Genomic DNA, 20447 nt, shown 5'->3' on the forward strand with positions numbered 1-20447 from the left:
TGGCGCGACGTCAAGCGGGCAAGGTCATGAAGAGATAAACGCATCGGCCGAGAATTCGATGGCATCGGCCAGCGAAGTCCACGGCGCCAAGCCCAACTCCACGCGCGCCCGGCTGATATCAGGCACATACAGATTGCGCGCGGGGTTGCCGACATTGGCGTCTGATCGGCCAAGAATCCTCACCTCGCCCTCGGGATGCAATCGATCCCGCACCAAATGGGCGAGATCGGAGATGGAAACCGCCTCGTCCGAGCCAACGTTGAACAAGGCTGCATCGCCCCTGCGCAGCAACAAAGCCATCAACCAGGCCGCCAGATCGCCCATATATAGATAAGAGCGCAATGGCGAACCATCCCCTTGAATGATGATAGGCTCTCGCCGCAGCGCGCACTGGATGAAATTGCCGATAGCATAATGAATATCCAGCGGCATGAAAGGGCCGACAAACGCGAAACAACGGGCAACGCTCAGATGCCAGCCGTGCTGCGCGGCATAAGCTGCGCACAGAAACTCCGCCGCTCGCTTGGCCTGCCCCAGAGCCGTGACCGGGTCCATGGTGTCAGGGGCGACCAGATCCTCCTCCCGCAAGGGCATTCCGCGCGGCGAGGGTCCGTAGGCCGCGCCGGAGCTGGTAAACAGAAAATGCTCGGGCCTCGCCTGCGCTGCGAAGTCCAGCACCCTGCGGGTGCCGGACACGAGCGTGTCGAACTTGCCCAAAGGCGTTTCGCCCTGGAAGGTCTCATACGCCGAGGTGGTGGCTGCATGAAGGAAATGGCTGAAGTCGCCGCGCGGGAAATCGAAATTGCGCACATCGCCACGATGGAAGCGAATGGCCGGATCGGCGCCCAGATGCGGCGCGCGGCGCGCGAAGGCTTGCGGGTCGCGGCTGAGCGCCAGCACGCGGATGTCTGCGCTCAAACGAGCATTGGCATGGACGATGGTCTCCAGCAGCCAGCGGCCGAACCAACCGGTGCCGCCGCTGATGAACAGCGAAGCGCCGCGCAGGCTCTCCCACACTTCAGGCTGTCGCTCGAGAACGGCATCCAGATCCTGCTCCAGCGTTCTTTTCGGCGTCGTGGACAAGCTGTCTGGGCGCATCCGCTCTATTCCGCAAGTACCACCAGGGCGCTGGCCCAATACTCAGCCGCCATGTTCTGATGGACACGCCGGTTGAAAGTCAGGTCATAGCCATACGCCTCGAAATGATAGCCGCAACCTTCTTTTTCTGCGTCCAACCCCGATAGCCAAAGCAAGGGCGGATAACCGTTCTTGCGCAGCAGCAGGTCGGGCGCGGCGAGGAAGGCGGCGCAGCTGTCATATCCGCCGGCGAGCAGAAATGATTCCGGTAGCGTGGCGATCTGCTCGATGGCCGCAGGTATCGAATACTCCAGCAGACAGGGAAAGTAGACGCCGACCACAGGGCCACGGCGCATCGCCTCGATCAAACGCTCATGACGAGCGCCCGCAGCCGGCGTCAGTTTGCCGGCCAGGCCTGCCTTGTGGTGGTTGGTGAAGCCATACTCCGGCAGCGCCTCGGCAAAGCCGCGCCCCACCGCCGGCAGATAGCGGTGTTCCAGCGCTTCGCCGATATCGTCGTGGCTGGCTTGCGGCAGCAGGAAAGGCACGGCCGGACCGTTGAGGATGTGGCTCGCGACCGAGTCGTCGGCCAGTTGCGCGAGGATGCCGCGCGCGCGGCGCTCGAACTCGGCAGCGTCCATGCCCGCCGTTTCCCCCAGTTGGGCGACCGTGCGCCGATAAATGGCACCATAATCCAGGGCTGGCTGCTCGGGAAGGAAGTAGCGACGCGTCTGGCGATGGCAGGCTGCCTGGGTGCCGTCATGCGGCAGGCAGCGGCCATGGGCGTCGAAACGCGGCGCGGTTTGAATCATGTCAGGTGCGTTCATCTAAGTTGCCTTTACCGTGTTCTGGTCTGCGCGCCGCGCATCAATCGTACAACGTATCTTCGTCGGAGAAGCCCTGTCCCCACGGCAACGGCAGGAATTTGGCACCCGCGGTCTTTTCCGTATGGATCTTGATGAACTTGGGGTCTTCGCCGATCAGGCAGTCCGGACGATGCGGTCCCAGCCACGGGTTGCGCATGCCGCGCGCCAGCACTTCCTTCAGCGGGGTTTCGCGCAGGTTGCCGATGGAAAAATCGATGTACGGGCATGGCGTCACTTCCATGGTGGACGTGACGGTGATGATGCCCTTCACCGTGATGCAGCCCTTGTGCGAGCCGTAGGAAGGCGTCATGTGGGTGAAGACGTTGTACTCCTTCTCCATCTGCCGCAGGATATCTGCGTCTTCCTTGTCGATGACGAATTCCGGGTGCTCGGTGCACGATCCGGTAGGCTTGGCATACGATACATACAGACCGATATTGCGGGAGGTGGCGTACTCGCACATCTCGCGGAATTCCTCAGTCTTGGCGCGTCCCTTGACCAGCACCGTGGACAGAATCAGGTTGAGTCCGGCGTCCAGACAGGCATCCACCGCGCGCATCACCCGCTTGTAGGAGCCGGGCTTGTTGCGGAAGTTGTCGTGATCTTGCTCGACGAAGCTGTCCAGCGACATCTGGATCTTTTCCACGCCGATGGACTTGAGGTGCTTGGCGCGCTCCAGGTCGAGGAACCAGCCGTTGCTGTCGACGATCACATAGTGCTTGTCGGGATCGATGGCCGCGACGACATCGTCCAGGTCCTTCATCACCAGCGGTTCGCCGCCGGTAATCACGAAGCGAGCCAAGCCCAGTTCGTCGGCTTGGCGCGATAGATTGCGGATATCTTCGTAATCCATCTTGCTGCGGGTATCCACCACCTTGATCACGTTCTTCAGGTGGCGGTCCATATAGTATTCGGCCGAGCAGTGGGTGCATTTGAAATTGCACAGATAGCTTTTTTCCAGCCGGATGATGGGACTGATCTCCCCGCGCTCTTCCATTTCCGCAATGCGCGCCAGCTTGGCCGCGATGTACGGCTTGCGCTGTGCGAGATCATTGCGTTTTGCCTGCTCTGCCTGGCTCAAGGCTAGGTTCGCGGTTTCCAAGGGAGCATTCATGTGGGTGTCTCCAGGTCTTTCCATCCCGCCTTGGACGCAAGCGCCCAGGACGGGTGTTTCAGGTGTTCGAGTGTATCAGAGAGGCTATGCCAGATTAATTCTTCCTCTGGCTTTATATGTGAGCGTTTCTTACATGATCTTCGGCATTCCCATGCGAAACTTGAGCCGAGGGCAGCGGGCTGCCTGTCTGCCGGCCATCAAGAAAAGGCCGATAGATCTCGTGTACCCGGATCAGATTATCCGGAGCGCCGTCATGCCAGGCCCAGTCGCCATTGCGGGGGGCGGCCGGGTCGAAGCGCCGCGCCTCGTCCAAGGGCGTCAGCAAGCGGCACGCATGTAGCAGCGAAATGAAATGCCCACGCACATCGCGGCTGTGATTGACGATCTCGTGCTGGCACAGCGGACGCGGGTCGAAGCCGACCTCGGCACCGAGCTCCTTGGCCGCCACCGCGGCGATGCGCTCGGCCGAGCTCTCCTTGAAGCGTATGATGCCGCCCGGCACATGCCAGCCCGGCCCGTAGAAGCGATCATGCCGCCAGGTCAGCAGTGTGCGGCCCTGATCGTCGCGGATCAGCAGGTCGACGTTGACCATGGGCGTCAGGCTGCTGACGAACAGGAACACCTCTTCCGGCAGGCCGGCGCGCGCGGAACCCACCGCCTCGCGCAGGGTCTCGATCGCCTGCAGCACCGCCTCGTGGGAAACCGATGGCTGAAACGGCATGGTCAGGCCTCCGAAGGCAAGGTTCGCAACGTATCGCCGTCCAGCACGGCGATGGCGAAGCGCTCGCCGTGGCGGGCGCGGATCTGCCGCACTACTTCCGCGCTGTAGCTGGCCGCCAGCACGATGACCGCGTCCACCTCGCCGCCGTCCAGCCGCGCCGGCGCCACGATGGGCAAGTGGGTGGCCGGCGTGTAGCGGCCCTGCTTGAACGGCGCGGAATCCAGCACGTAGCGGATGCGGCCGGCGATGCCCATCAGGCTGATCAGCGCCAGCGACTGGTGGCCGGCGCCCCAGATCGCCACCCGGCCGGGCTCGAAGCGGCCCAGGAAATCCTCGAACGACCCGCGCAGCGCGCCCTGGCAGGCGGCCAGCGCCGACAGATCCTGCGGGCGGCGCTTCCTGACCGTGGCCGACAGCACGTAGTCGTGCCAGGCGGCGCGGCAGTCCAGCACTTCGAAGCCGTTGGCCTCCAGCAGCCGGACCAGCGTGCGCTCGGTGAAGTAGAACAGGTGGTCCGGGATGAACTCGGCGAACAGGCCTTTTGCTATGATCATGTCGAAATTCGGCACTTCCACCATGCCGACTGCGCCGTCCGTCAGATTGGCGACGATGCCCTGCAAAGTCAGATGGGCGGTCGGAATGTGCTCGAGAAAATTCAGAATCATGAAACCATCGAACGGACCTTCTGCCAATCGCGTGTTCGGCCCGTCGACAAAACCTCGTTCCACCCGCAGGCCAGCCTGATGGCAGGCGTCCACCGAGACTGAAAGATGCTCGACGCCGTAAGCGTCGGCGCCGGCCTCGGCCAGCAGCGACAGATACTCGCCGCGGCCGCAGCCGACTTCCAGCACCTTGCGGCCCGTCAGGTCGTGTTCGCTCAGCCAACCACCGAACTGCTCCAGCCGGAAGGCCCGCATTTCCGGCGAGATGCCGGCGGCGCGGATCACGTCGCGCCAGTACGGCACCGGCTCGGCATCCAACTGGACCAGGCCGCAGCCGCCGCATTGGCGCAAAGCCAGCGTCACGCCGCGGTCGGCAGACAGTTGTTCTGCGGTTGGCAGGCCCTGGGCGGCAGCCGGCATGTCATGCTGGACCAGCAGAGGCTCGGCAAACAGCGGCTGCGCGCAGATGCGGCAATGGTCGACGGCGGCCATCGCTCAAACGCCCCGTTTGGCGGCTTCCGACGCCGGCAACAGCGGAATCAGCATTTCCGCGCACAACTGCTCCAGCGGCAGCAGCGGCGACATGTCTTCCAGCGGCATCGACAGCATTGAGCCGTCCGGCTGCGGCAGCGCGGCGGCCTTGGGCTGCAGCGTTTCGTTCTCGTTCAGCCGCACATCGCACAGTATCGGGCCCGGATGGGCCATGACTTTGGCCAAACCCTCGGCCAGTTCCTCGACGCGGGCTATGCGCAGCGCCGGCAGGCCGTAGGCTTCGGCCAGTTCCAGCGTGTCCGGGATCAGCACGCCAGCTTCCGGCCCGGTGCCGACGTAGCGGCTGTCGAAATAATTGCGCTGGGTGTTGCGGATGGAGGCGTAGCCGTTGTTATTCATGATGAACAGACGGATGGGCAATTGCAGCGCCTTCAGCGTGGCCAGCTCCTGCAGGTTCAGTTGCAGGCTGCCGTCGCTCTCGATGGCGATCATCGGCTGGGAACCGTTGCCGAGGCAGGCGCCTATCGCCGCCGGCAGGCCGTAGCCCATCGATCCCAGCCCCGAAGTCAGGAACACGCGCTGGCCCGGCTTGTTGCGGAACACGGTGTAGAACACCTCGACCGCCAGGCCGGAGCTGCCGGTGGAGATCAAGGTGTTCTCCGGCGCGGCGTCGGACAGCGCGTCGACGAAGTGATAGTGGCTGATCTGGCCGCTAGATGGAAACGGCGCCCCGTCCTGCACCGGGTAGCGGCGCTTCCAGTCGGAGCAGCGGTCCAGCCACGGCTGCCATTTGGCCTTGGGCAGATGGTCTGCGGCCGCTAGCAAGCCTTCCAGACAGGCCTTGGCATCCATCGCCAGCGGCAGGTCGATCTCCATGTCCAGCTTGGCGATCTCAGCGGCGTCGACATCCACCACCACCTTGCGCGCCGCGCGGGCAAAGCCCTTGGGATTGTAGGCGGTAATGATGTTGTCCAGCCGGCTGCCGATGGCGATCAACAGGTCGCAATTCTGCACCGCGAAGTTGCCGGGACGCAGCGCCACCACGCCGGGACGGCCGGCGCAGAGCGGGCTGTCCCACGGCACCAGGTCCATCGCGTTCCAGGTGGCGGCCACCGGCACTTGCAGCGTTTCGCTTAATTGGCGCAGCGCGTCGGCGCCGCCGGCGATGCGCACGCCGTGGCCGGCCAGGATCAGCGGCCGCTCGGCCTGTTTCAGCAGATCGGCGATGGCTGCGACATAGTCTGGCGCGGCCGGCGCGGCTTCCGCCTCCGGCTGCCAGCCAGGCAGGCGGGAAGGATCGATGGGCGCGGCCTGCACATCCAGCGGGATGTCCAGCCACACCGGGCCAGGACGGCCGCTGTGCGCCAGATGCAGCGCCTGCTCCAGATGCTGGCGGATGGCTTGCGGATCGGTGACGGTGACCGCGTACTTGGTCACCGGGCGCGCCATGGACACCACGTCCACTTCCTGCACGCCCTTCTGGCGCAGGCCGCTGCCCTGCAGCAGGTCGGCGCGCTTCACTTGACCGGAGATCACCAACATGGGCAGCGATTCGATCCAGGCGCCGGCCACCGGCGTCAGGATGTTGGTGGCGCCGGGGCCGGTGGTCACCATGGCCACGCCGGTGCGCTCGGCCAAACGGCCATAGGCCTCGGCGGCGATGCCGCAGGCCTGCTCATGGTGGCAGTGCACGGCCGTTATGTCAGGCTGTTGCGCCAGCGCGTCGTTCAGATGCATCGCGCCGCCGCCCGGCAGCAAAAATACATGGCGCACGCCGCGCGCGGCGAGGAAATCCATTACGTAGTCCGCCAGGCGGACAAGCTTTGCTGTCATGCTCACATCCAATAGGTCAAACGGGTCTTGCGGTTCTGGTTGGCGCTGATCCGTTCGTCGGTATAGTAGGAATCGTCGACAAAATGGGTGGACGAGATTTCCTCGAACACCACGCCATTGCGGCTATGGAAGCGGTGGCGCACGCCGCGCTGCACGGTGATGACGTCGCCGGCCTGCGCCAGGCGCTCCTCGTCGTCCAGCCAGATCGTCATCTCGCCGTACAGCACGATGAAGGTTTCTTCCTTCTTGTGGTGATACTGCTCCGGATGGGTCTGGCCCGGCAGCATCACGATCAGCTTCTTGCAGTACTCGCGGTTGACCACGGTCACCATGGTCAGGCCGTATTCGTGAAAATGCTCCATGCCGTAATGGTGGGAGATTTCCAGCTCGGAACGGCCTGGCACCACGATCTTGCCGCGCTTGAACAAGGCCTTCACCGCCTCCACCGCCTTTTGCACCTTGTCGCGCAGGTTCACCGGCTCCAGATCGGCGGCCATCACGGGCGCGTCGGCGGCGATCGGCGTCTTGGCGGTGTAGCGGACATATTTGGACCATTCGTTGGCGGTCAGCTGCCCTTCCACCGGCGGGAAGGCGAAGGTGACGTTGTCGGCGGTCAGCGCCTCGCCGGCGGCCACCGGGCGGGTGGCGAACACGCCGCGGCGCAGCGAGCGCAGGCTGGCCTGCTCGGTTTCCGACACCGCCTCGTCCTGGCCGTCGCCCAGCATGGCCAGCGCGCGCGCGGCGGCGGCCAGCCAGCGGCGGACCTGCTCCGGATTGGCGGAGTAATTGTTGATGCCGTACTGGTCGGTGGGCAGGCCGACATGCTTCTCGAACACCGTCGCGCCTTGGGCGACGGCCAGCATGATGGGTTCCATCAAGTCCGGGTCTTCGTGGGTGGAATAGCCGATGCGCACGCCGGCGTACTGCTGGCGCAACGCCTTGATCCGCGACAGGTGCAGATGGTCGTCCGGCGTCGGGTACTCGGCCACGCAGTGCATGATGGTCAGGTCCTTGCCGCGATGCAGCATGAAGCTGACCACCTTGTCGATGTCCTCGCGCCGCGCGCCGGCGGTGGAGGCCACCACCGGTTTGTCGCTCTGAGCGATGCGCTCAAGCAGCGGCCAGTCGGTGAACGAGCAGCTGGCGATCTTGATGATCTCGATGCCATGTTCTTCAATCAGGTCCACCGACTCCTCGTCGAACGGGGTGCAGATCGCCTTGAAGCCGTTGGCCTTCATCTCGGCCACCAGCTTTTGCATCTGCTCCGGCTGCAGCCGGGTTTCCTCGAAGCGCTTGACGTATTTGACGTCGTCGCGGCCCTTGAAGCTGGAGTGGATGAAGGTGTCCAGATTGCGGTACTGCAGCTTGAAGCCGAAGTCGAAATCGAAGCCCTGGCAGGATTCGCGGATGGCGCGGATCAGCGCGACGCCGTGCTCGACGTTGCCCATGTGGTTGTTGGCCATCTCGAAGATGAATAGCGGCTTGCTCATGATGGGCCTCTCTAGTCGAAGTTGGCGCCGAGAAAGGTTTCCAGCTTCTCGACGGTGAAATCCAGCATTTCCCGGCTCAGGCCCGGATAGAGGCCGATCCAGAAGGTATCGTTCATGATGCGGTCGGTCACCGGCAGCGGCGTGGCGCAGCGGTAGTTTCGGCCCTGCATATAGGGCTGCCGGGTCAGGTTGCCTGCGAACAGCAAGCGGGTGCCGATCCGATGCTGGTCCAGGTAGTGCAGCAGGTCGACGCGGCTGACCTGCGCCTCCGGCCTCAGCGTCAGCGGGAAACCGAACCAGGATGGGTCAGAGCCCGGCGTCGCCTCGGGTAGCGCCAGGAACTCGGCGCAGCTTTGCAGCCGCTCGCGCAGATAGGCGAAGTTCTGCTTGCGCGCGGCGATGAAGCCCTCCAGCCGGTCCAGCTGGGCCAGGCCGCAAGCCGCCTGCATGTCGCTGATCTTCAGGTTGTACCCCATATGGGAGTACGTGTACTTGTGGTCGTAGCCACAGGGCAATTGGCCTAATTGCCATCCGAAGCGCTTGCCGCAGGTATTGTCCTTGCCCGGCGCGCAATAACAGTCGCGGCCCCAGTCGCGCACCGACTCCATGATCATTCTCAGCTGCGGATCTCGGGTGAACACCGCGCCGCCCTCGCCCATGGTGATGTGGTGGGCCGGGTAGAAGCTGAGCGTGCCGATGTCGCCGAAAGTGCCGACCTTTTGGCCGTTGAAAGTGGAGCCCAGCGCGTCGCAGCAGTCCTCCACCAGCCACAGGCCATGCTTTCTAGCAAAGGCGACCACCTTGTCAAGGTCGAACGGATTGCCCAGGGTATGGGCGATCATGATGGCCTTGGTCCGCGGCGACAGCGCAGCATCCAAGAGACTGGCATCGATGTTGTAGGTCGGCAGCTGCACGTCGACGAACACCGGCACCGCGCCGTTCTGGATGATGGGGTTGACCGTGGTGGGGAAGCCCGCCGCCACGGTGATCACCTCGTCACCGGGCTGGATCGCGCGCTCGCCCAGTTTGGGCGAGGTCAACGCGGTGAAGGCCACCAAATTGGCCGATGAGCCGGAGTTGACGGTCAACACGTGCGGCAAGCCGATGAATTCGCCCAGCCGGGTTTCAAAAGACGTGTTGAAGCGGCCGGTAGTCAGCCAGGCGTCCAGCGCGGCGTCGACCATATTCGCCACCTCGGCGGCGCCGACCACCTTGCCGGACGGCGGCACCGCGGTCTGGCCGGGAATGAATTCGGCCTGGGCCAAGCGCGCTTCGGCGTATTGACGCACCAGGGCGAGGATGGCCTCTCGGCTTGTGTCAGTCATGTCTTGCTCTCTCTGCTCAGCCGCGCATATAGGCTGATATCTGCTTTAGGGTGAAGGCCTGCATGTCCTCGCCGCGCAGCCAGGCGCGGTGCCAGTCCAGCGTGGCCGACAAGGCCTGCTCCAGGCTCCATCGCGGCGACCAGCCCAGCCGTTGGCGGGATTTGGCGCTGTCCAGACGCAGGGTCTGCGCCTCATGCGGATGGCCGCCGCCGTCACGGTGCCAACTGGCGTCGCCGCCCCACTGCCGTGCCAGCGTGTCGGCGATCCAGGACACCGGGCGATTGCTGTCGTCGGCGGGGCCGAAATTCCAGGCCGACGCGGCATCGTCCTGCCCCTGCGCCAAGCGCTCGGCCAGCCGCAGGTAACCGGCCAGCGACTCCAGCACGTGCTGCCAAGGACGGACGGCGTCGGGGCTGCGTATCGCCAGCGAGCGGTTCTCGGAGAAGGCTTGCAGCAAGTCGGGCACCAAGCGGTTGGCCGACCAGTCGCCGCCGCCTATCACATTGCCGGCTCGAGCGGTAGCGATGGGGGCCATGCCTGGATAAGAGCGGCGGTATGCCGCGCAAACCAGCTCGGCGCAAGCCTTGCTGCTGCTGTACGGATCATGCCCGCCCAGCGCGTCGCTCTCGCGGTAGGCCCATGGCCATTCATGGTTTTCGTAGCACTTGTCGGTGGTGACAGCCACGACAGCCTCGATGCCTGGACAATGACGCACCGCGTCCAGCAGGTTGGCGGTACCCATCACATTGGTGGAGAAGGTGCCCAGCGGATCGGCGTAGCTGTGTCGCACCAAGGGCTGGGCCGCGAGATGGAATACGATGGAGGGTCGACAGGAGCGGACCGCGTCTGCCAAGGTCGCCGCATCGCGGATGTCGGCCAGCGTCGTCGCGCTCCTACCGCCGACACCGGCGGCATCGAACAGCGCGGGCGACTGCTCCGGCGCCAGCGAGTAACCATGCACCTCGGCGCCCATTTCGGCTAGCCACAGGCTGAGCCAGCCACCCTTGAAACCAGTATGCCCGGTCAAGAATATCTTGCGCCCGCGCCAAAAGGCCGGATTCACCACAGCTTCCACGGTGCCTCCCCGCTCTGCCACAACTCCTCGAGCAGGGTCTTGTCACGCAGCGTGTCCATAGGCTGCCAGAAACCATTGTGCTCGTAGGCCGCCAGTTGCCCCCTGGCCGCCAGCGTTTCCAGAGGTTCGGATTCCCAGACGCAGTCGTCGCTGTCTATCAGGTCCAGCACCGACGGGTTCAGCACAAAGAAGCCGCCATTGATCATGCCGCCGTCGCCGCGCGGCTTTTCCTTGAAAAACTCGACGCGCTCGTCGCGGATCTCCAGCGCGCCGAAGCGGCCAGGCGGATGCACCGCGGTGACAGTGGCTTCCACGCCCTGGCTGCGGTGGTACTCGACGGCGGCGGTGATGTCGATATCGCTGACGCCATCGCCATAGGTGAAGCAGAAGTCTTGTTCGTTCTCCAGATGCCGGCGCACCCGTCCAAGCCGGCCGCCGGTCTGCGTGCTTTCCCCCGTATCGACCAGGGTGACGCGCCAAGGCTCGGCGTGGCGCTCGTGGACAAACATCTGGTTATTGCTCAGATCCAGCGTGACGTCGGAGGTGTGGAGGAAATAGTTGGCGAAGTATTCCTTGATCACATATCCCTTGTACCCCAGGCAGATGATGAAATCATTGATGCCGTGCGCGGAATAGATTTTCAGAATATGCCATATGATTGGCTTGCCGCCGATCTCGATCATCGGTTTGGGACGAAGATGGGATTCTTCGCTGATGCGCGTACCAAGACCACCGGCCAAAATCACGGCTTTCATACATCGTCTCTCTTATTGCGCCTGGGTTATCTTAAATGAATTCAATAATCCATTCCAATGCCAAGCAGGCTCTTCGTCACTACGGCGCGCATCGTACGCATCCCGTCTGTAATGCGTCAGCTCCACACCCACCTCGGGATTTTGCTCAAAACCGCAGCAGGCAAAACCGACTGGGGGGGCGCTGAAAACCTGTTGATTTCTTATCGGCGAAAAGCCGCCGGCACTTGAGAGATGGTTTGAAGTCTTTTCCCCGCGGCAACGATATCCGCCAAATGCGCAACCGGAAAAACAAGCAGCCTGGCAGAACCGCCTACAACGGGCATGGTAAACCGACAGTCGGAGACACAGACAATCGGCGGGTTGCGCCATACGCAAAACCGCCGAGCCTCGTCTCAATCTCCAAAAAAGGCCTGCAAGGTGTTCATCAGATCCTGCACGCTCTTGGCCGCAACGGCCGGATCGAACTCCACCTGCGCCTGGCGGCCCTTGCCGGCCGCCCAGTTGCTGACCAGGCATAGATGGGCATACGGCAGATCCAGCTCTCGCGCCAACGCGGCTTCCGGCATGCCCGTCATGCCTACAATATCGGCGCCGCAACGCTCCAGCTTGAGTATCTCGGCGGCGGTTTCCAGCCGCGGCCCTTGGGTGCAGGCATAAACGCCGTCATGCACGCCGCTGATGCCGGTGGCCTTGATCGCCTCGAGCAGGCGCCGACGCAGGGCCTGATCGTATGGCGAGGTGAACTCGGTATGCACCACCGGCCGTTCCGGTCCCTCGAAATAGGTATGTTTGCGGCCCCAGGTGTAATCGATGATGTCGTGCGGCACCACTAACCGCCCCGGCGCCATGTCAGGCCGAATGCCGCCGACGGTGCCGATGGCGATGACGCCCTTGGCGCCCTGATTATGCAAGGCCCAAAGATTGGCCCGGTAATTGATTTCGTGCGGCGCCAGCGAATGGCCATAGCCGTGGCGGGCGATGAACACCACGTTCTGTCCGGCCAACTTGCCATAGGTCAAGGCGCACGATGGGTCGCCATATGGGGTGCGCACCACTTGGCGGTGCGTCACTTCCAGTATCGGCAGTTGGGCCAGTCCGCTTCCCCCGATGATTGCCAACATATCCGTCCCCCTTTTGTCATTTTGAGCGGTCCCACCATGGGCTACGCCGCCCGCCTGTCGGACGGTCCGACGCTATCCAGCCGCTTTTTCTGATTATGTCCGAATCTGCGTCACAAGGGACAACAAATCAGCAGGAAAATGCACCCTCGGATTGGCCCCATCGCATGGGTCTCTGGCCCGGAATCCAGGCCACAAACCCGCCAGCAGAGCAGCGATAGCCGCCGGCTGCCATGATCTTGCTCAATTAAACGATAATGGTTATCATTAACAAATGAACACCGCCCACGACAAAGCCCCCACTCGCACCGGTCCCGCTCCGGCGACGCCGCTGCTGCACAGCCGCCTGCTGTTTGGAGGCGGACGTGAAATCCTGATCGAGCATCAGGGCGAGCTGTACCGCTTGCAGCTCACCCGCAACGGCAAACTGATACTGATCAAATAGCAACCCGCAAGCCAGCCGACAGCCAGCCAGCGGAAACGACGAAAATATTGGAGTTTCCATGGCCCTGTTCCGTGCCACCCCTTTGATGCTGAGCCTGGCCGCCGCCTGGCCGGCTTTCGCGGAAGAGCTTCCGCAATCGCTGGAAACCGTCCAGGTGACGGCCCACCGCACTGAGAAGCCGCTGGCGGAAACCGCGCCCAACGCCAGCGTGATTTCGCGCCACAAGCTGGACGACAGGCTGATCCGCGACATCTCCGACGCCGCCAAGTACGAGCCGGGCGTGGAAGTCGCCTCCGACCCCAACCGCCGCGGCAACGCCGGCTGGACCATACGCGGCATCGACGGCAACCGCATCCTGATGTTGATCGACGGCGAACGCCTGCCGGAAGCCTATGCCGGCGGCGGCAACGGCAACGGCGCGATCTCCGGCCGCGACTTCGTCGAACTGGAAACGCTGCGCGCCATCGACATCGTCAAGGGCCCCACTTCCAGCCTCTATGGCTCGGATGCCATCGGCGGCGTCATCGGCTACCGCACCAAGGCGGTGGACGACTTTGTGCCGGAGGAAACCGGCGTCGGCGGCAGCGTCAAAACGTTCGGCTCGACGGCCGACAACAGCTGGGGCGGCAGCGCTGCCGTGGGCGTCAAAGGCGAGCGCGCCGACGCCATGCTGATCTACACCCACCGCAACGGCCACGAAATCGACAATCAAGGCGGCAACGACAGCAGCAGCACCGCCCGCACCGCGCCCAATCCGCAGAGCTGGCATAGCGACAACGTGCTGGCCAAGCTCGGTTACAAGCTGGCCCCGCAGCAAAGGCTGGAGCTGACGCTGGAGCATTTCCGCCGCGATACCGATACCAATCTGCTGAACACGCTGTACCCAGCCTCCATCGACCGCCGCTCCGGCCGCCTCAAGCCGGCGCTGCAAGCGCAAACCGCCGCCGACCGCATCCAGCGCGACCGCGTGTCGCTGGGTTGGGAAGGCAAGTCGCTGGGGCCGTTCGAGCGTCTGTCGGCCAAGGTATACCAACAGAAACTCGACAACGCCGACGACAGCCTGGAGCAATACGGCAACGGCAGCCGCATCGCCTCCAACTACGGCTTTGACCAGAAGATCCTGGGCCTGAGCATGGAAGCGGAACAACGCTTCGCCGCGCTGTCGGCCGAGCATCAGCTGCTGTGGGGCGCCGACCTGTCGCGCACCGACACCAGCCGGCCGCGGATGAAGACGCAATACCTGGCCAATGGCTCGAGCAACAATGTCATCGCCGGCGAAACCTTCCCCAGCAAGACCTTCCCGGACAGCACGTCCGACCGCATCGGCCTGTTCATTCAGGACGAAATGAAATTCGGCAACGGCATCGCCCTGTCGCCATCGTTGCGCTGGGACCACTACAAGATGACAACGCAGCCGGACCAGGCCTATGCCAATAGCGGCGGCCAGCCGGTGCCGTCGTTCCAGGACGGCGCCTTCTCGCCCAAGCTGGGCCTGAGCATCCCGTTCGCCGAGCATTACACCGGCTTCGCCCAGCTGTCGTCCGGCTTCCGCGCGCCGCCGTTCGACGACGCCAATATGGCCTTCGTCAATCGTACTTATGGCTATCAGGTGATTGCCAATCCCAACCTCAAATCCGAAACCAGCCGCGGCATCGAACTCGGCCTGAAAGGCAAATGGGACAGCTTCGACTTCGGTCTGACCGCCTATGCCAACCGCTACCGCGACTTCATCGAACAGCAAAGCCTGGGCATGCAGGGCGGCCTGCTGACCTTCCAGTATCAGAACATCGGCCGCGTCGACATCAAGGGCGCCGAGGCCCGCGCCGGCTGGCGCTTCGCCCCAGGCTGGCAGACCAATGCCGCCATCGCCTACGCCCATGGCGAGAACCTGGACGACAACACGCCGCTGGCCTCTGTTTCTCCGCTATCCGCCGTACTGGGCCTGCGCTACGACCAGGCGAGCTTCGGCGGCGAGGCGCTGCTGCGCGCCGCCGTGCGCAATAGCCGCGTACCGGCCGTGTCTTCGCTGCAGAACCCGTCCGCCCAGAACCAGGCTTTCGAGGCCCCGGGCTATGCCACGCTGGACCTGACCGCCTACTGGAAGCCCGCCAAGCAGACCGTGGTGCGCGCCGGCGTGTTCAATGTCTTCGACCGCAAGTACTGGAAAGCCGCCGACGTGCGCGGCCTGGCCGCAGGCGACGCCACGCTGGACCGCTACACCCAGCCGGGCCGCAATGTCGGCGCCAGCGTCGAGTACCAGTTCTGACCCTTATCACACCATTCCAAGGAGAATTTCATGAGCCAGCTATGGGAACGCTACCAGTCGCTCAAAGCCAGCCAACCGCGCCTGCGCGCGCGCGACGCCGCCATCGCCCTGCAGGTCAGCGAATGCGAACTGGTGGCCGCCGATCCGGCCGCCACGCCGCTCAAACCCGAATGGCCGCAGATCCTGGGCGAACTGCACGCCCTGGGCCGCGTGATGGCGCTGACGCGCAACCACGCCTGCGTCCACGAAACCAAGGGCGACTACGCCAATGTGTCGTTTGAAGGCAAGGTGGGCCTGGCGCTCAACCCGGTGATCGACCTGCGCATGTTCCTGTTCCACTGGCGCCACGGTTTCGCGGTAGTGAGCGAAACCCCGCGCGGCACCCAGCGCAGCCTGCAGTTCTTCGACCGCCACGGCGAAGCCGTGCACAAGGTCTATCTGACCGAAGACAGCGATGTCGCCGCCTTCGACGCGCTGATGGCGCGCCATGCCGCGCCGGCGGGGGCGCTGGCGCTGGAGCCCATCGCGCCGGCCGAGCCGGAGCAGGCCGACGAGGCCATAGACCAGGCCGCCTTCCAGGCCGAGTGGCTGGCGTTGAGCGACGTGCACCACTTCCACGCCTTCCTGCGCCGCTGGCAGGTCTCGCGCCGCCAGGGCTTCCGCCTGGCGCCGCCGGGCCAGGCCTGGCGCGTGCGCGAAGACGCGGTGGAACAATTGCTGCGCCGCGCCGCCGCCACCGAAACGCCCATCATGGTGTTCGCCGGCAACCGCGGCATGATCCAGATCCATACCGGCGCCGTGCGCAATGTGCAGGTGGTGGGCGACTGGCTGAATGTGCTGGACCCGGACTTCAATCTGCATCTGCGCACCGACCTGATCGCCGAGGCCTGGATCATCCGCAAGCCGGGCGACACCGGCGTGGTGACTTCGCTGGAGCTGTTCGACGAGGCCGGCGAATCGCTGGCCACCTTCTTCGGCGAACGCAAACCGGGCCGCGCCGAGCGCGCCGAATGGGTGAAGCTCTTGGGCGAACTGCCGACGCTGGAGCAAGCCGATGTCGCGTAAATCCTGGTTTGCCGGCCTGCTGCTGGCGGCGTCCGCCCTGCCCGCGCTGGCGGCGGAGCGGCTGGTGGTGGTGACGCCGGACATCGCCGAAATCGTCGTCGCGCTGGGCGCGGCCGGCCAGGTGGTGGGCCGCGACCGCAGCAGCAAGGAGCCGGAGCTGGCCCATGCCCAGGTGGTGGGCTTTTCGCGCGCGCTGAACGCCGAAACCATCGCCGGCCTGAAGCCGACCCTGGTGCTTGGCAGCGCCGCCGCGCAGCCACCGACGCTGTGGCCGCAGCTGAAACAGCTGAAGCTGCGCGCCGAGGAAGTCAGCCCGCGCGAGGACGGCCGTGACTTCGCCGAGGCCATCCGCAAGGTGGGCAAGCTGCTGGGCCGCGACGCCGCCGCCGACAAGCTGGCCGCCGACTGGCAGCGCGCGATGCAGCCGCGCACGGGCCGAGCCGTGCGCTATCTGGTCAGCTACGACGGCACGCTGGCGGCCGGCCGCGACACCGCCCCGGACACGCTGATCCGCGCCGCCGGCGGCGTCAACGCGGCAGCCGGCCTGTCCGGCTTCAAACCGCTGAACCGCGACGCCTGGCTGGCATTGAGGCCGGACGTGATCATTCTGGGCAGCCATACCGCGGCGGCCTACGGCGGCAAGGAGGCTTTCGCCAAGCGGCCGGAAATCGCCGCCACGCCGGCCGGCAAGCAGGGCCGCATCTATCAGCTGCCGCCGCAGCAAGGCATGCTGGTTGGCTTGGGCAGCCCGGCCGTGGTCGAACAAATGGTGAAAATGTGAACGCGTCCCACCGTTGGCTGTGGGCCGGCCTGATCGCCGCCAGCCTGGGCCTGCCCTGGCTGGCCTTGTCTAGTTCCGCAGGCCACTTGGCCTGGCCGGATCTGGCCGATCCGCTAGTCACCCAGTTGCGCCTGCCCCGCATCGTGGCCGCGCTGGGCGTCGGCGCGGCCCTGGCCGCCAGCGGCGCGGCCCTGCAGGCGCTGTTCCGCAATCCGCTGGCCGATCCCGGCTTGATCGGCACCTCAGGCGGCGCCGCTCTGGCGGTCATCGCCGTGCTGGCGCTGGGCCTGGCCGGCCTGTCGCTGCCTCTGGCGGCCTTCGGCGGCGGCCTGGCCGCCACCTGGCTGATCCTGCTGCTGGCGCGGCTGGCAAAGGGCGGATTGGCCGGGCTGCTGCTGATGGGGCTGGTGGTCGGCGCGTTTTGCGGCGCCGTGTCCAGCCTCATCCTGTTCCTGTCCGACGACCTGACGCTGCGCGCCGCCAGCAGCTGGCTGGCCGGCAATCTGGGCGCGGCGCAGCCGGACCGGCTGTGGCCTTGTCTGCTGATCGCCGGACTGGGCGTGGCCCTGCTGTGCGCCATAGGCCGCGATCTGGACTGCCTGCTGCTGGGCGAGGAAAGCGCCCGCTCTCTGGGCGTCAACACCGTGCGCACCCGTCGTCTGGCCGCGGCCGGCGCCGCGCTGGCGACAGGCGGCGCGGTGGCGCTGTCCGGCGTCATTGGCTTTGTCGGCATGATGATCCCCAACGCGCTGGCCCTACTGGTGGGCGGCTGCCGCCGCAAGCTGATCCTGCTGTCGGCCTGGGCCGGCGCGCTGTTTCTGCTGGCGGTGGACACGCTGGCGCGCAACATCGCCTGGCCACTGGACCTACCCGTCGGCCTGATGGCGGCCTTCGCCGGCCCGCCGTTCTTCATCTGGCTGTTCCGCCGCCAACAAGGGAGTGCCAACCATGCCTGAAGCCCTAAGCCTGAAAGTGCGCGAGCTGGGCTACGCGGTCCCCGGCCGCGAACTGCTGCACGACATCCGGCTCGACTTGCCCGCCGGCCGCGTCTGCGCCCTGCTCGGCCCGAATGGCGCCGGCAAGACCACGCTGTTGCGCCTGCTGGCTGGACTGGCCGCGCCCACGCATGGCGCAGTGCGCTTGAACGGCCAATGCGTATCCCGGATGGACGCGTTGCAGCGCGCGCGCCGCATCGCCTGGGTCCCGCAGCATCTGCCGGCCGATATCCCGTTGACGGTGAGCGAGTTCGTCGCGCTGGGCCGCATGCCCTTCCTCGGCGCCTTCACCCGTCCTGCCGCGGCAGACCGCATGGCGGTCAATCAGGCGCTGGCGACGGTGGAGCTGGAAACGCGCGGCGGAGCGCGGCTGGATTCACTGTCCGGCGGCGAGCGGCAACGCGCGGCCATCGCCCGCGCGCTGGCGCAGCAAGCGCCGGTGATGCTGCTGGACGAGCCAACCAACCACCTGGACTTGCGCCACCAGCACAAGCTGCAACTATTGCTGCGCGAGTTGGCCTCGCAAGGCAAAACTGTGGTGCAGGTGCTGCACGACCTGCCTCTAGCCGCCGAATACGTGGACCGGGTGGCGCTGCTCGACAACGGCAGACTGGTGGCGGAAGGCGAACCGCATGCGGTGCTGACACCGGAGCGGCTGCTGGCGGTATACCGCTGGCCGGTGCGGCTGCAGCATCACGCGCCGCAGCAGGCCGCCTGAAAACGCAAGAAATCCGACGCCATCGCCGCCGAGTCATTATCCTTTACACGGCGAAAATGGGTGTCGATCATTGGCAGAAAGATACCTCTCCGCATGAAAAAGGCCGCCCCGGTTATCCGGCGCGGCCTGTGCCTGTATGGCGCAGTATTACTTCAGGGCATGAATCGCCGGCAGATTGCGCCAGGCGCCGCGCACGTCCATGCCGTAGCCGAACACATAGCGGTCCGGCACGTCCAGGCCGACGAAATCGGCCTTCAGCGGCTTGGCCTTGCTGATCAGCTTGTTGGCGAACACGCCGCTATAGAATGCCTTGGCGCCCATGCCCATCACCTTGTCGCGGATGGCGGCCATGGTGTGGCCTTCGTCCAGAATGTCGTCCAGCACCAGCACCACGCGGTCGCGCACGTCTTCCTTGGGCGCCTGCTTCCACACCAACTCGCCGCCGTGGGTCTTGTCGCCGTAACGCGATACATGAACGTAGTCGAAATCCAGCGGGAAGGCCAGGCGCGGCAGCAACTGGCCGGTGAACACCACGGCGCCGCCCATCACCGACAATACCAGCGGGTATTCCTCGCCGAGTTTTTCGGTGATTTCCACCGCCATGCGGTCGACGGCGGCGCTGACTTCTTCGGCGCTGAACAGCACATCCGAGCTGTTGATCAGACCACGGGCTTCGGCAATATTAGGCATGATGACTCCTTAACAGAACAGGCGGCGCCGCCGTTGGCGGCGCAATGGAAAAACTGTCAGTCGATTTTCAGCTCGCGCAGGAAGGCGGCAAACTCGCCCGCCACCTCGTGATGCTTCAAACCATAGTTGACCGTGGCTTTCAGGTAACCCAGCTTGGAGCCGCAATCGTAGCGCGTGCCCTTGAACGGCAGCGCCAGCACGGCCTCGTCCTTCAGCAAGGCGGCGATGCCGTCGGTCAGTTGGATCTCGCCGCCGGCCCCCGCGCCGGTATTGACCAGCTTGTCGAAAATGCGCGGCGTCAGAATGTAGCGCCCCACCACCGCCAGATTGGACGGCGCCTGTTCCGGCTTCGGCTTCTCCACGATGTGCTCGACGCGCTGATGGCCATGGGCGTCTGCCGTCGCCTTGACGATGCCGTAGGAGCCGGTGTCTTCCGGGGCCACGGTCTCCACGCCCAATATGGACGAGTGGGTCTCATCAAACAGGCGCACCATCTGCTCCATCGCCCCCGGCGCGCCCTCGATCAAGTCGTCGGCCAGGATCACTGCGAACGGCTCGTCGCCGACCACAGGCCGCGCGCACAGCACGGCGTGGCCCAGGCCCAGTGCCTCGGTCTGGCGGATATAGATGCAGCTGACCGTGGGCGGGATGATTTCCTGCACCAGTTGCAGCAGCTTTTGCTTGTTCTTGTATTCGAGCTCGGTCTCCAGCTCATAAGCCTTGTCGAAATGATCTTCGATCGAACGCTTATTGCGGCCGGTGATGAAGATCAGCTCGGTCATGCCGGCGGCGATCGCCTCCTCCACCGCATACTGGATCAACGGCTTGTCGACGACGGGCAGCATTTCCTTGGGGCTGGCCTTGGTCGCCGGCAGAAAACGGGTGCCCAGACCGGCAACCGGAAACACGGCTTTGGTGATCTTTTTCATCTCGATTCCGCTATTTCAATTGGCGTTTTG

Annotated in this window: 19 protein-coding genes; 6 read left to right on the forward strand and 13 right to left on the reverse strand. The window is 64.7% G+C overall.

Annotated elements, in window-relative coordinates:
- Nucleotides 1–24 precede the first annotated feature (24 nt).
- The 11 genes from C2134_RS04570 to C2134_RS04620 all read right to left on the reverse strand — a co-directional run bounded on the left by C2134_RS04570 (nt 25) and on the right by C2134_RS04620 (nt 12531).
- Entirely contained in the window at nt 25–1098 is a 1074-nt protein-coding gene (locus tag C2134_RS04570; RefSeq protein WP_103317902.1) for an NAD-dependent epimerase/dehydratase family protein, read from the reverse strand.
- A gap of 5 nt (nt 1099–1103) precedes the next feature.
- Nucleotides 1104–1904: a hypothetical protein gene (locus C2134_RS04575; RefSeq protein ID WP_103317904.1), complete on the reverse strand. Its 801-nt coding sequence runs from the start codon at nt 1902–1904 to the stop codon at nt 1104–1106.
- Nucleotides 1905–1944: 40 nt separating this feature from the next.
- Entirely contained in the window at nt 1945–3057 is a 1113-nt protein-coding gene (locus tag C2134_RS04580; RefSeq protein ID WP_103317905.1) for a radical SAM/SPASM domain-containing protein, read from the reverse strand.
- A 112-nt stretch (nt 3058–3169) separates the two neighbouring features.
- On the reverse strand, nt 3170–3778 hold the full coding sequence (locus C2134_RS04585) for an NUDIX domain-containing protein (protein WP_103317907.1): 609 nt from the start codon (nt 3776–3778) through the stop codon (nt 3170–3172).
- A gap of 2 nt (nt 3779–3780) precedes the next feature.
- Nucleotides 3781–4932 (reverse strand): class I SAM-dependent methyltransferase, encoded by a 1152-nt coding sequence (locus tag C2134_RS04590; RefSeq protein ID WP_103317909.1) that lies wholly within the window; start codon nt 4930–4932, stop codon nt 3781–3783.
- Nucleotides 4933–4935: 3 nt separating this feature from the next.
- The gene (locus C2134_RS04595) at nt 4936–6765 is read right to left on the reverse strand and encodes a thiamine pyrophosphate-binding protein (protein ID WP_103317911.1); all 1830 of its coding nucleotides are present in this window, start codon (nt 6763–6765) and stop codon (nt 4936–4938) included.
- 2 nt (nt 6766–6767) lie between these two features.
- The gene (locus C2134_RS04600) at nt 6768–8255 is read right to left on the reverse strand and encodes an N-acetylneuraminate synthase family protein (protein ID WP_103317912.1); all 1488 of its coding nucleotides are present in this window, start codon (nt 8253–8255) and stop codon (nt 6768–6770) included.
- An 11-nt stretch (nt 8256–8266) separates the two neighbouring features.
- Nucleotides 8267–9580 (reverse strand): lipopolysaccharide biosynthesis protein RfbH, encoded by a 1314-nt coding sequence (gene rfbH / locus C2134_RS04605; RefSeq protein WP_103317914.1) that lies wholly within the window; start codon nt 9578–9580, stop codon nt 8267–8269.
- 16 nt (nt 9581–9596) lie between these two features.
- Complete coding sequence (gene rfbG, locus C2134_RS04610) at nt 9597–10643, reverse strand: CDP-glucose 4,6-dehydratase (RefSeq protein ID WP_103317916.1); 1047 nt, start codon at nt 10641–10643, stop codon at nt 9597–9599.
- Nucleotides 10640–11410: a glucose-1-phosphate cytidylyltransferase gene (rfbF, locus tag C2134_RS04615; RefSeq protein ID WP_046167903.1), complete on the reverse strand. Its 771-nt coding sequence runs from the start codon at nt 11408–11410 to the stop codon at nt 10640–10642. The genes rfbG and rfbF overlap by 4 nt, the downstream gene beginning before the upstream one ends.
- Before the next feature lie 392 nt (nt 11411–11802).
- Nucleotides 11803–12531, reverse strand: coding sequence for an S-methyl-5'-thioinosine phosphorylase (locus C2134_RS04620; RefSeq protein ID WP_103317918.1), 729 nt, complete (start codon nt 12529–12531; stop codon nt 11803–11805).
- A gap of 271 nt (nt 12532–12802) precedes the next feature.
- Between C2134_RS04620 and hemP the strand changes: the two genes are divergently transcribed.
- From hemP to C2134_RS04650, 6 genes are read left to right on the forward strand one after another with little or no spacing between them, the layout of a single operon-like run.
- On the forward strand, nt 12803–12973 hold the full coding sequence (gene hemP / locus C2134_RS04625) for a hemin uptake protein HemP (protein WP_103317919.1): 171 nt from the start codon (nt 12803–12805) through the stop codon (nt 12971–12973).
- Between the two features lie 58 nt (nt 12974–13031).
- Nucleotides 13032–15239 carry a TonB-dependent hemoglobin/transferrin/lactoferrin family receptor gene (locus C2134_RS04630; RefSeq protein ID WP_103317921.1) on the forward strand — a complete coding sequence of 736 codons (2208 nt, stop codon included), beginning with the start codon at nt 13032–13034 and terminating at the stop codon, nt 15237–15239.
- Nucleotides 15240–15269: 30 nt separating this feature from the next.
- The gene (locus C2134_RS04635; protein WP_103317922.1) at nt 15270–16304 is read left to right on the forward strand and encodes a hemin-degrading factor; all 1035 of its coding nucleotides are present in this window, start codon (nt 15270–15272) and stop codon (nt 16302–16304) included.
- The gene (locus tag C2134_RS04640; RefSeq protein WP_103317924.1) at nt 16294–17085 is read left to right on the forward strand and encodes a heme/hemin ABC transporter substrate-binding protein; all 792 of its coding nucleotides are present in this window, start codon (nt 16294–16296) and stop codon (nt 17083–17085) included. The genes C2134_RS04635 and C2134_RS04640 overlap by 11 nt, the downstream gene beginning before the upstream one ends.
- A complete protein-coding gene (locus tag C2134_RS04645) occupies nt 17082–18041 on the forward strand; it encodes a FecCD family ABC transporter permease (RefSeq protein WP_233196355.1) in 960 nt (319 codons plus the stop codon). The genes C2134_RS04640 and C2134_RS04645 overlap by 4 nt, the downstream gene beginning before the upstream one ends.
- Nucleotides 18034–18798, forward strand: coding sequence for an ABC transporter ATP-binding protein (locus C2134_RS04650; protein ID WP_103317926.1), 765 nt, complete (start codon nt 18034–18036; stop codon nt 18796–18798). Before C2134_RS04645 ends, C2134_RS04650 begins: the two co-directional genes overlap by 8 nt.
- Nucleotides 18799–18945: 147 nt before the next feature.
- Here the strand turns inward: C2134_RS04650 and C2134_RS04655 are convergent, their stop codons facing one another.
- Both C2134_RS04655 and galU read right to left on the reverse strand, forming a co-directional pair.
- On the reverse strand, nt 18946–19488 hold the full coding sequence (locus C2134_RS04655; RefSeq protein ID WP_103317927.1) for a hypoxanthine-guanine phosphoribosyltransferase: 543 nt from the start codon (nt 19486–19488) through the stop codon (nt 18946–18948).
- A gap of 56 nt (nt 19489–19544) precedes the next feature.
- A complete protein-coding gene (gene galU / locus C2134_RS04660; protein WP_103317929.1) occupies nt 19545–20417 on the reverse strand; it encodes a UTP--glucose-1-phosphate uridylyltransferase GalU in 873 nt (290 codons plus the stop codon).
- Nucleotides 20418–20447 lie beyond the last annotated feature (30 nt).

This window comes from Chromobacterium sinusclupearum (assembly GCF_002902845.1).
Taxonomy (GTDB): Bacteria; Pseudomonadota; Gammaproteobacteria; order Burkholderiales; family Chromobacteriaceae; genus Chromobacterium; species Chromobacterium sinusclupearum.

Coding starts and splice junctions, on each gene's coding strand:
- C2134_RS04570 (WP_103317902.1), bottom strand. CDS start 1,098: ATGCGCCCAGACAGCTTGTCCACGACGCCGAAAAGAACGCTGGAGCAG.
- C2134_RS04575 (WP_103317904.1), bottom strand. CDS start 1,904: ATGAACGCACCTGACATGATTCAAACCGCGCCGCGTTTCGACGCCCAT.
- C2134_RS04580 (WP_103317905.1), bottom strand. CDS start 3,057: ATGAATGCTCCCTTGGAAACCGCGAACCTAGCCTTGAGCCAGGCAGAG.
- C2134_RS04585 (WP_103317907.1), bottom strand. CDS start 3,778: ATGCCGTTTCAGCCATCGGTTTCCCACGAGGCGGTGCTGCAGGCGATC.
- C2134_RS04590 (WP_103317909.1), bottom strand. CDS start 4,932: ATGGCCGCCGTCGACCATTGCCGCATCTGCGCGCAGCCGCTGTTTGCC.
- C2134_RS04595 (WP_103317911.1), bottom strand. CDS start 6,765: ATGACAGCAAAGCTTGTCCGCCTGGCGGACTACGTAATGGATTTCCTC.
- C2134_RS04600 (WP_103317912.1), bottom strand. CDS start 8,255: ATGAGCAAGCCGCTATTCATCTTCGAGATGGCCAACAACCACATGGGC.
- rfbH (WP_103317914.1), bottom strand. CDS start 9,580: ATGACTGACACAAGCCGAGAGGCCATCCTCGCCCTGGTGCGTCAATAC.
- rfbF (WP_046167903.1), bottom strand. CDS start 11,410: ATGAAAGCCGTGATTTTGGCCGGTGGTCTTGGTACGCGCATCAGCGAA.
- C2134_RS04620 (WP_103317918.1), bottom strand. CDS start 12,531: ATGTTGGCAATCATCGGGGGAAGCGGACTGGCCCAACTGCCGATACTG.
- hemP (WP_103317919.1), top strand. CDS start 12,803: ATGAACACCGCCCACGACAAAGCCCCCACTCGCACCGGTCCCGCTCCG.
- C2134_RS04630 (WP_103317921.1), top strand. CDS start 13,032: ATGGCCCTGTTCCGTGCCACCCCTTTGATGCTGAGCCTGGCCGCCGCC.
- C2134_RS04635 (WP_103317922.1), top strand. CDS start 15,270: ATGAGCCAGCTATGGGAACGCTACCAGTCGCTCAAAGCCAGCCAACCG.
- C2134_RS04640 (WP_103317924.1), top strand. CDS start 16,294: ATGTCGCGTAAATCCTGGTTTGCCGGCCTGCTGCTGGCGGCGTCCGCC.
- C2134_RS04650 (WP_103317926.1), top strand. CDS start 18,034: ATGCCTGAAGCCCTAAGCCTGAAAGTGCGCGAGCTGGGCTACGCGGTC.
- C2134_RS04655 (WP_103317927.1), bottom strand. CDS start 19,488: ATGCCTAATATTGCCGAAGCCCGTGGTCTGATCAACAGCTCGGATGTG.
- galU (WP_103317929.1), bottom strand. CDS start 20,417: ATGAAAAAGATCACCAAAGCCGTGTTTCCGGTTGCCGGTCTGGGCACC.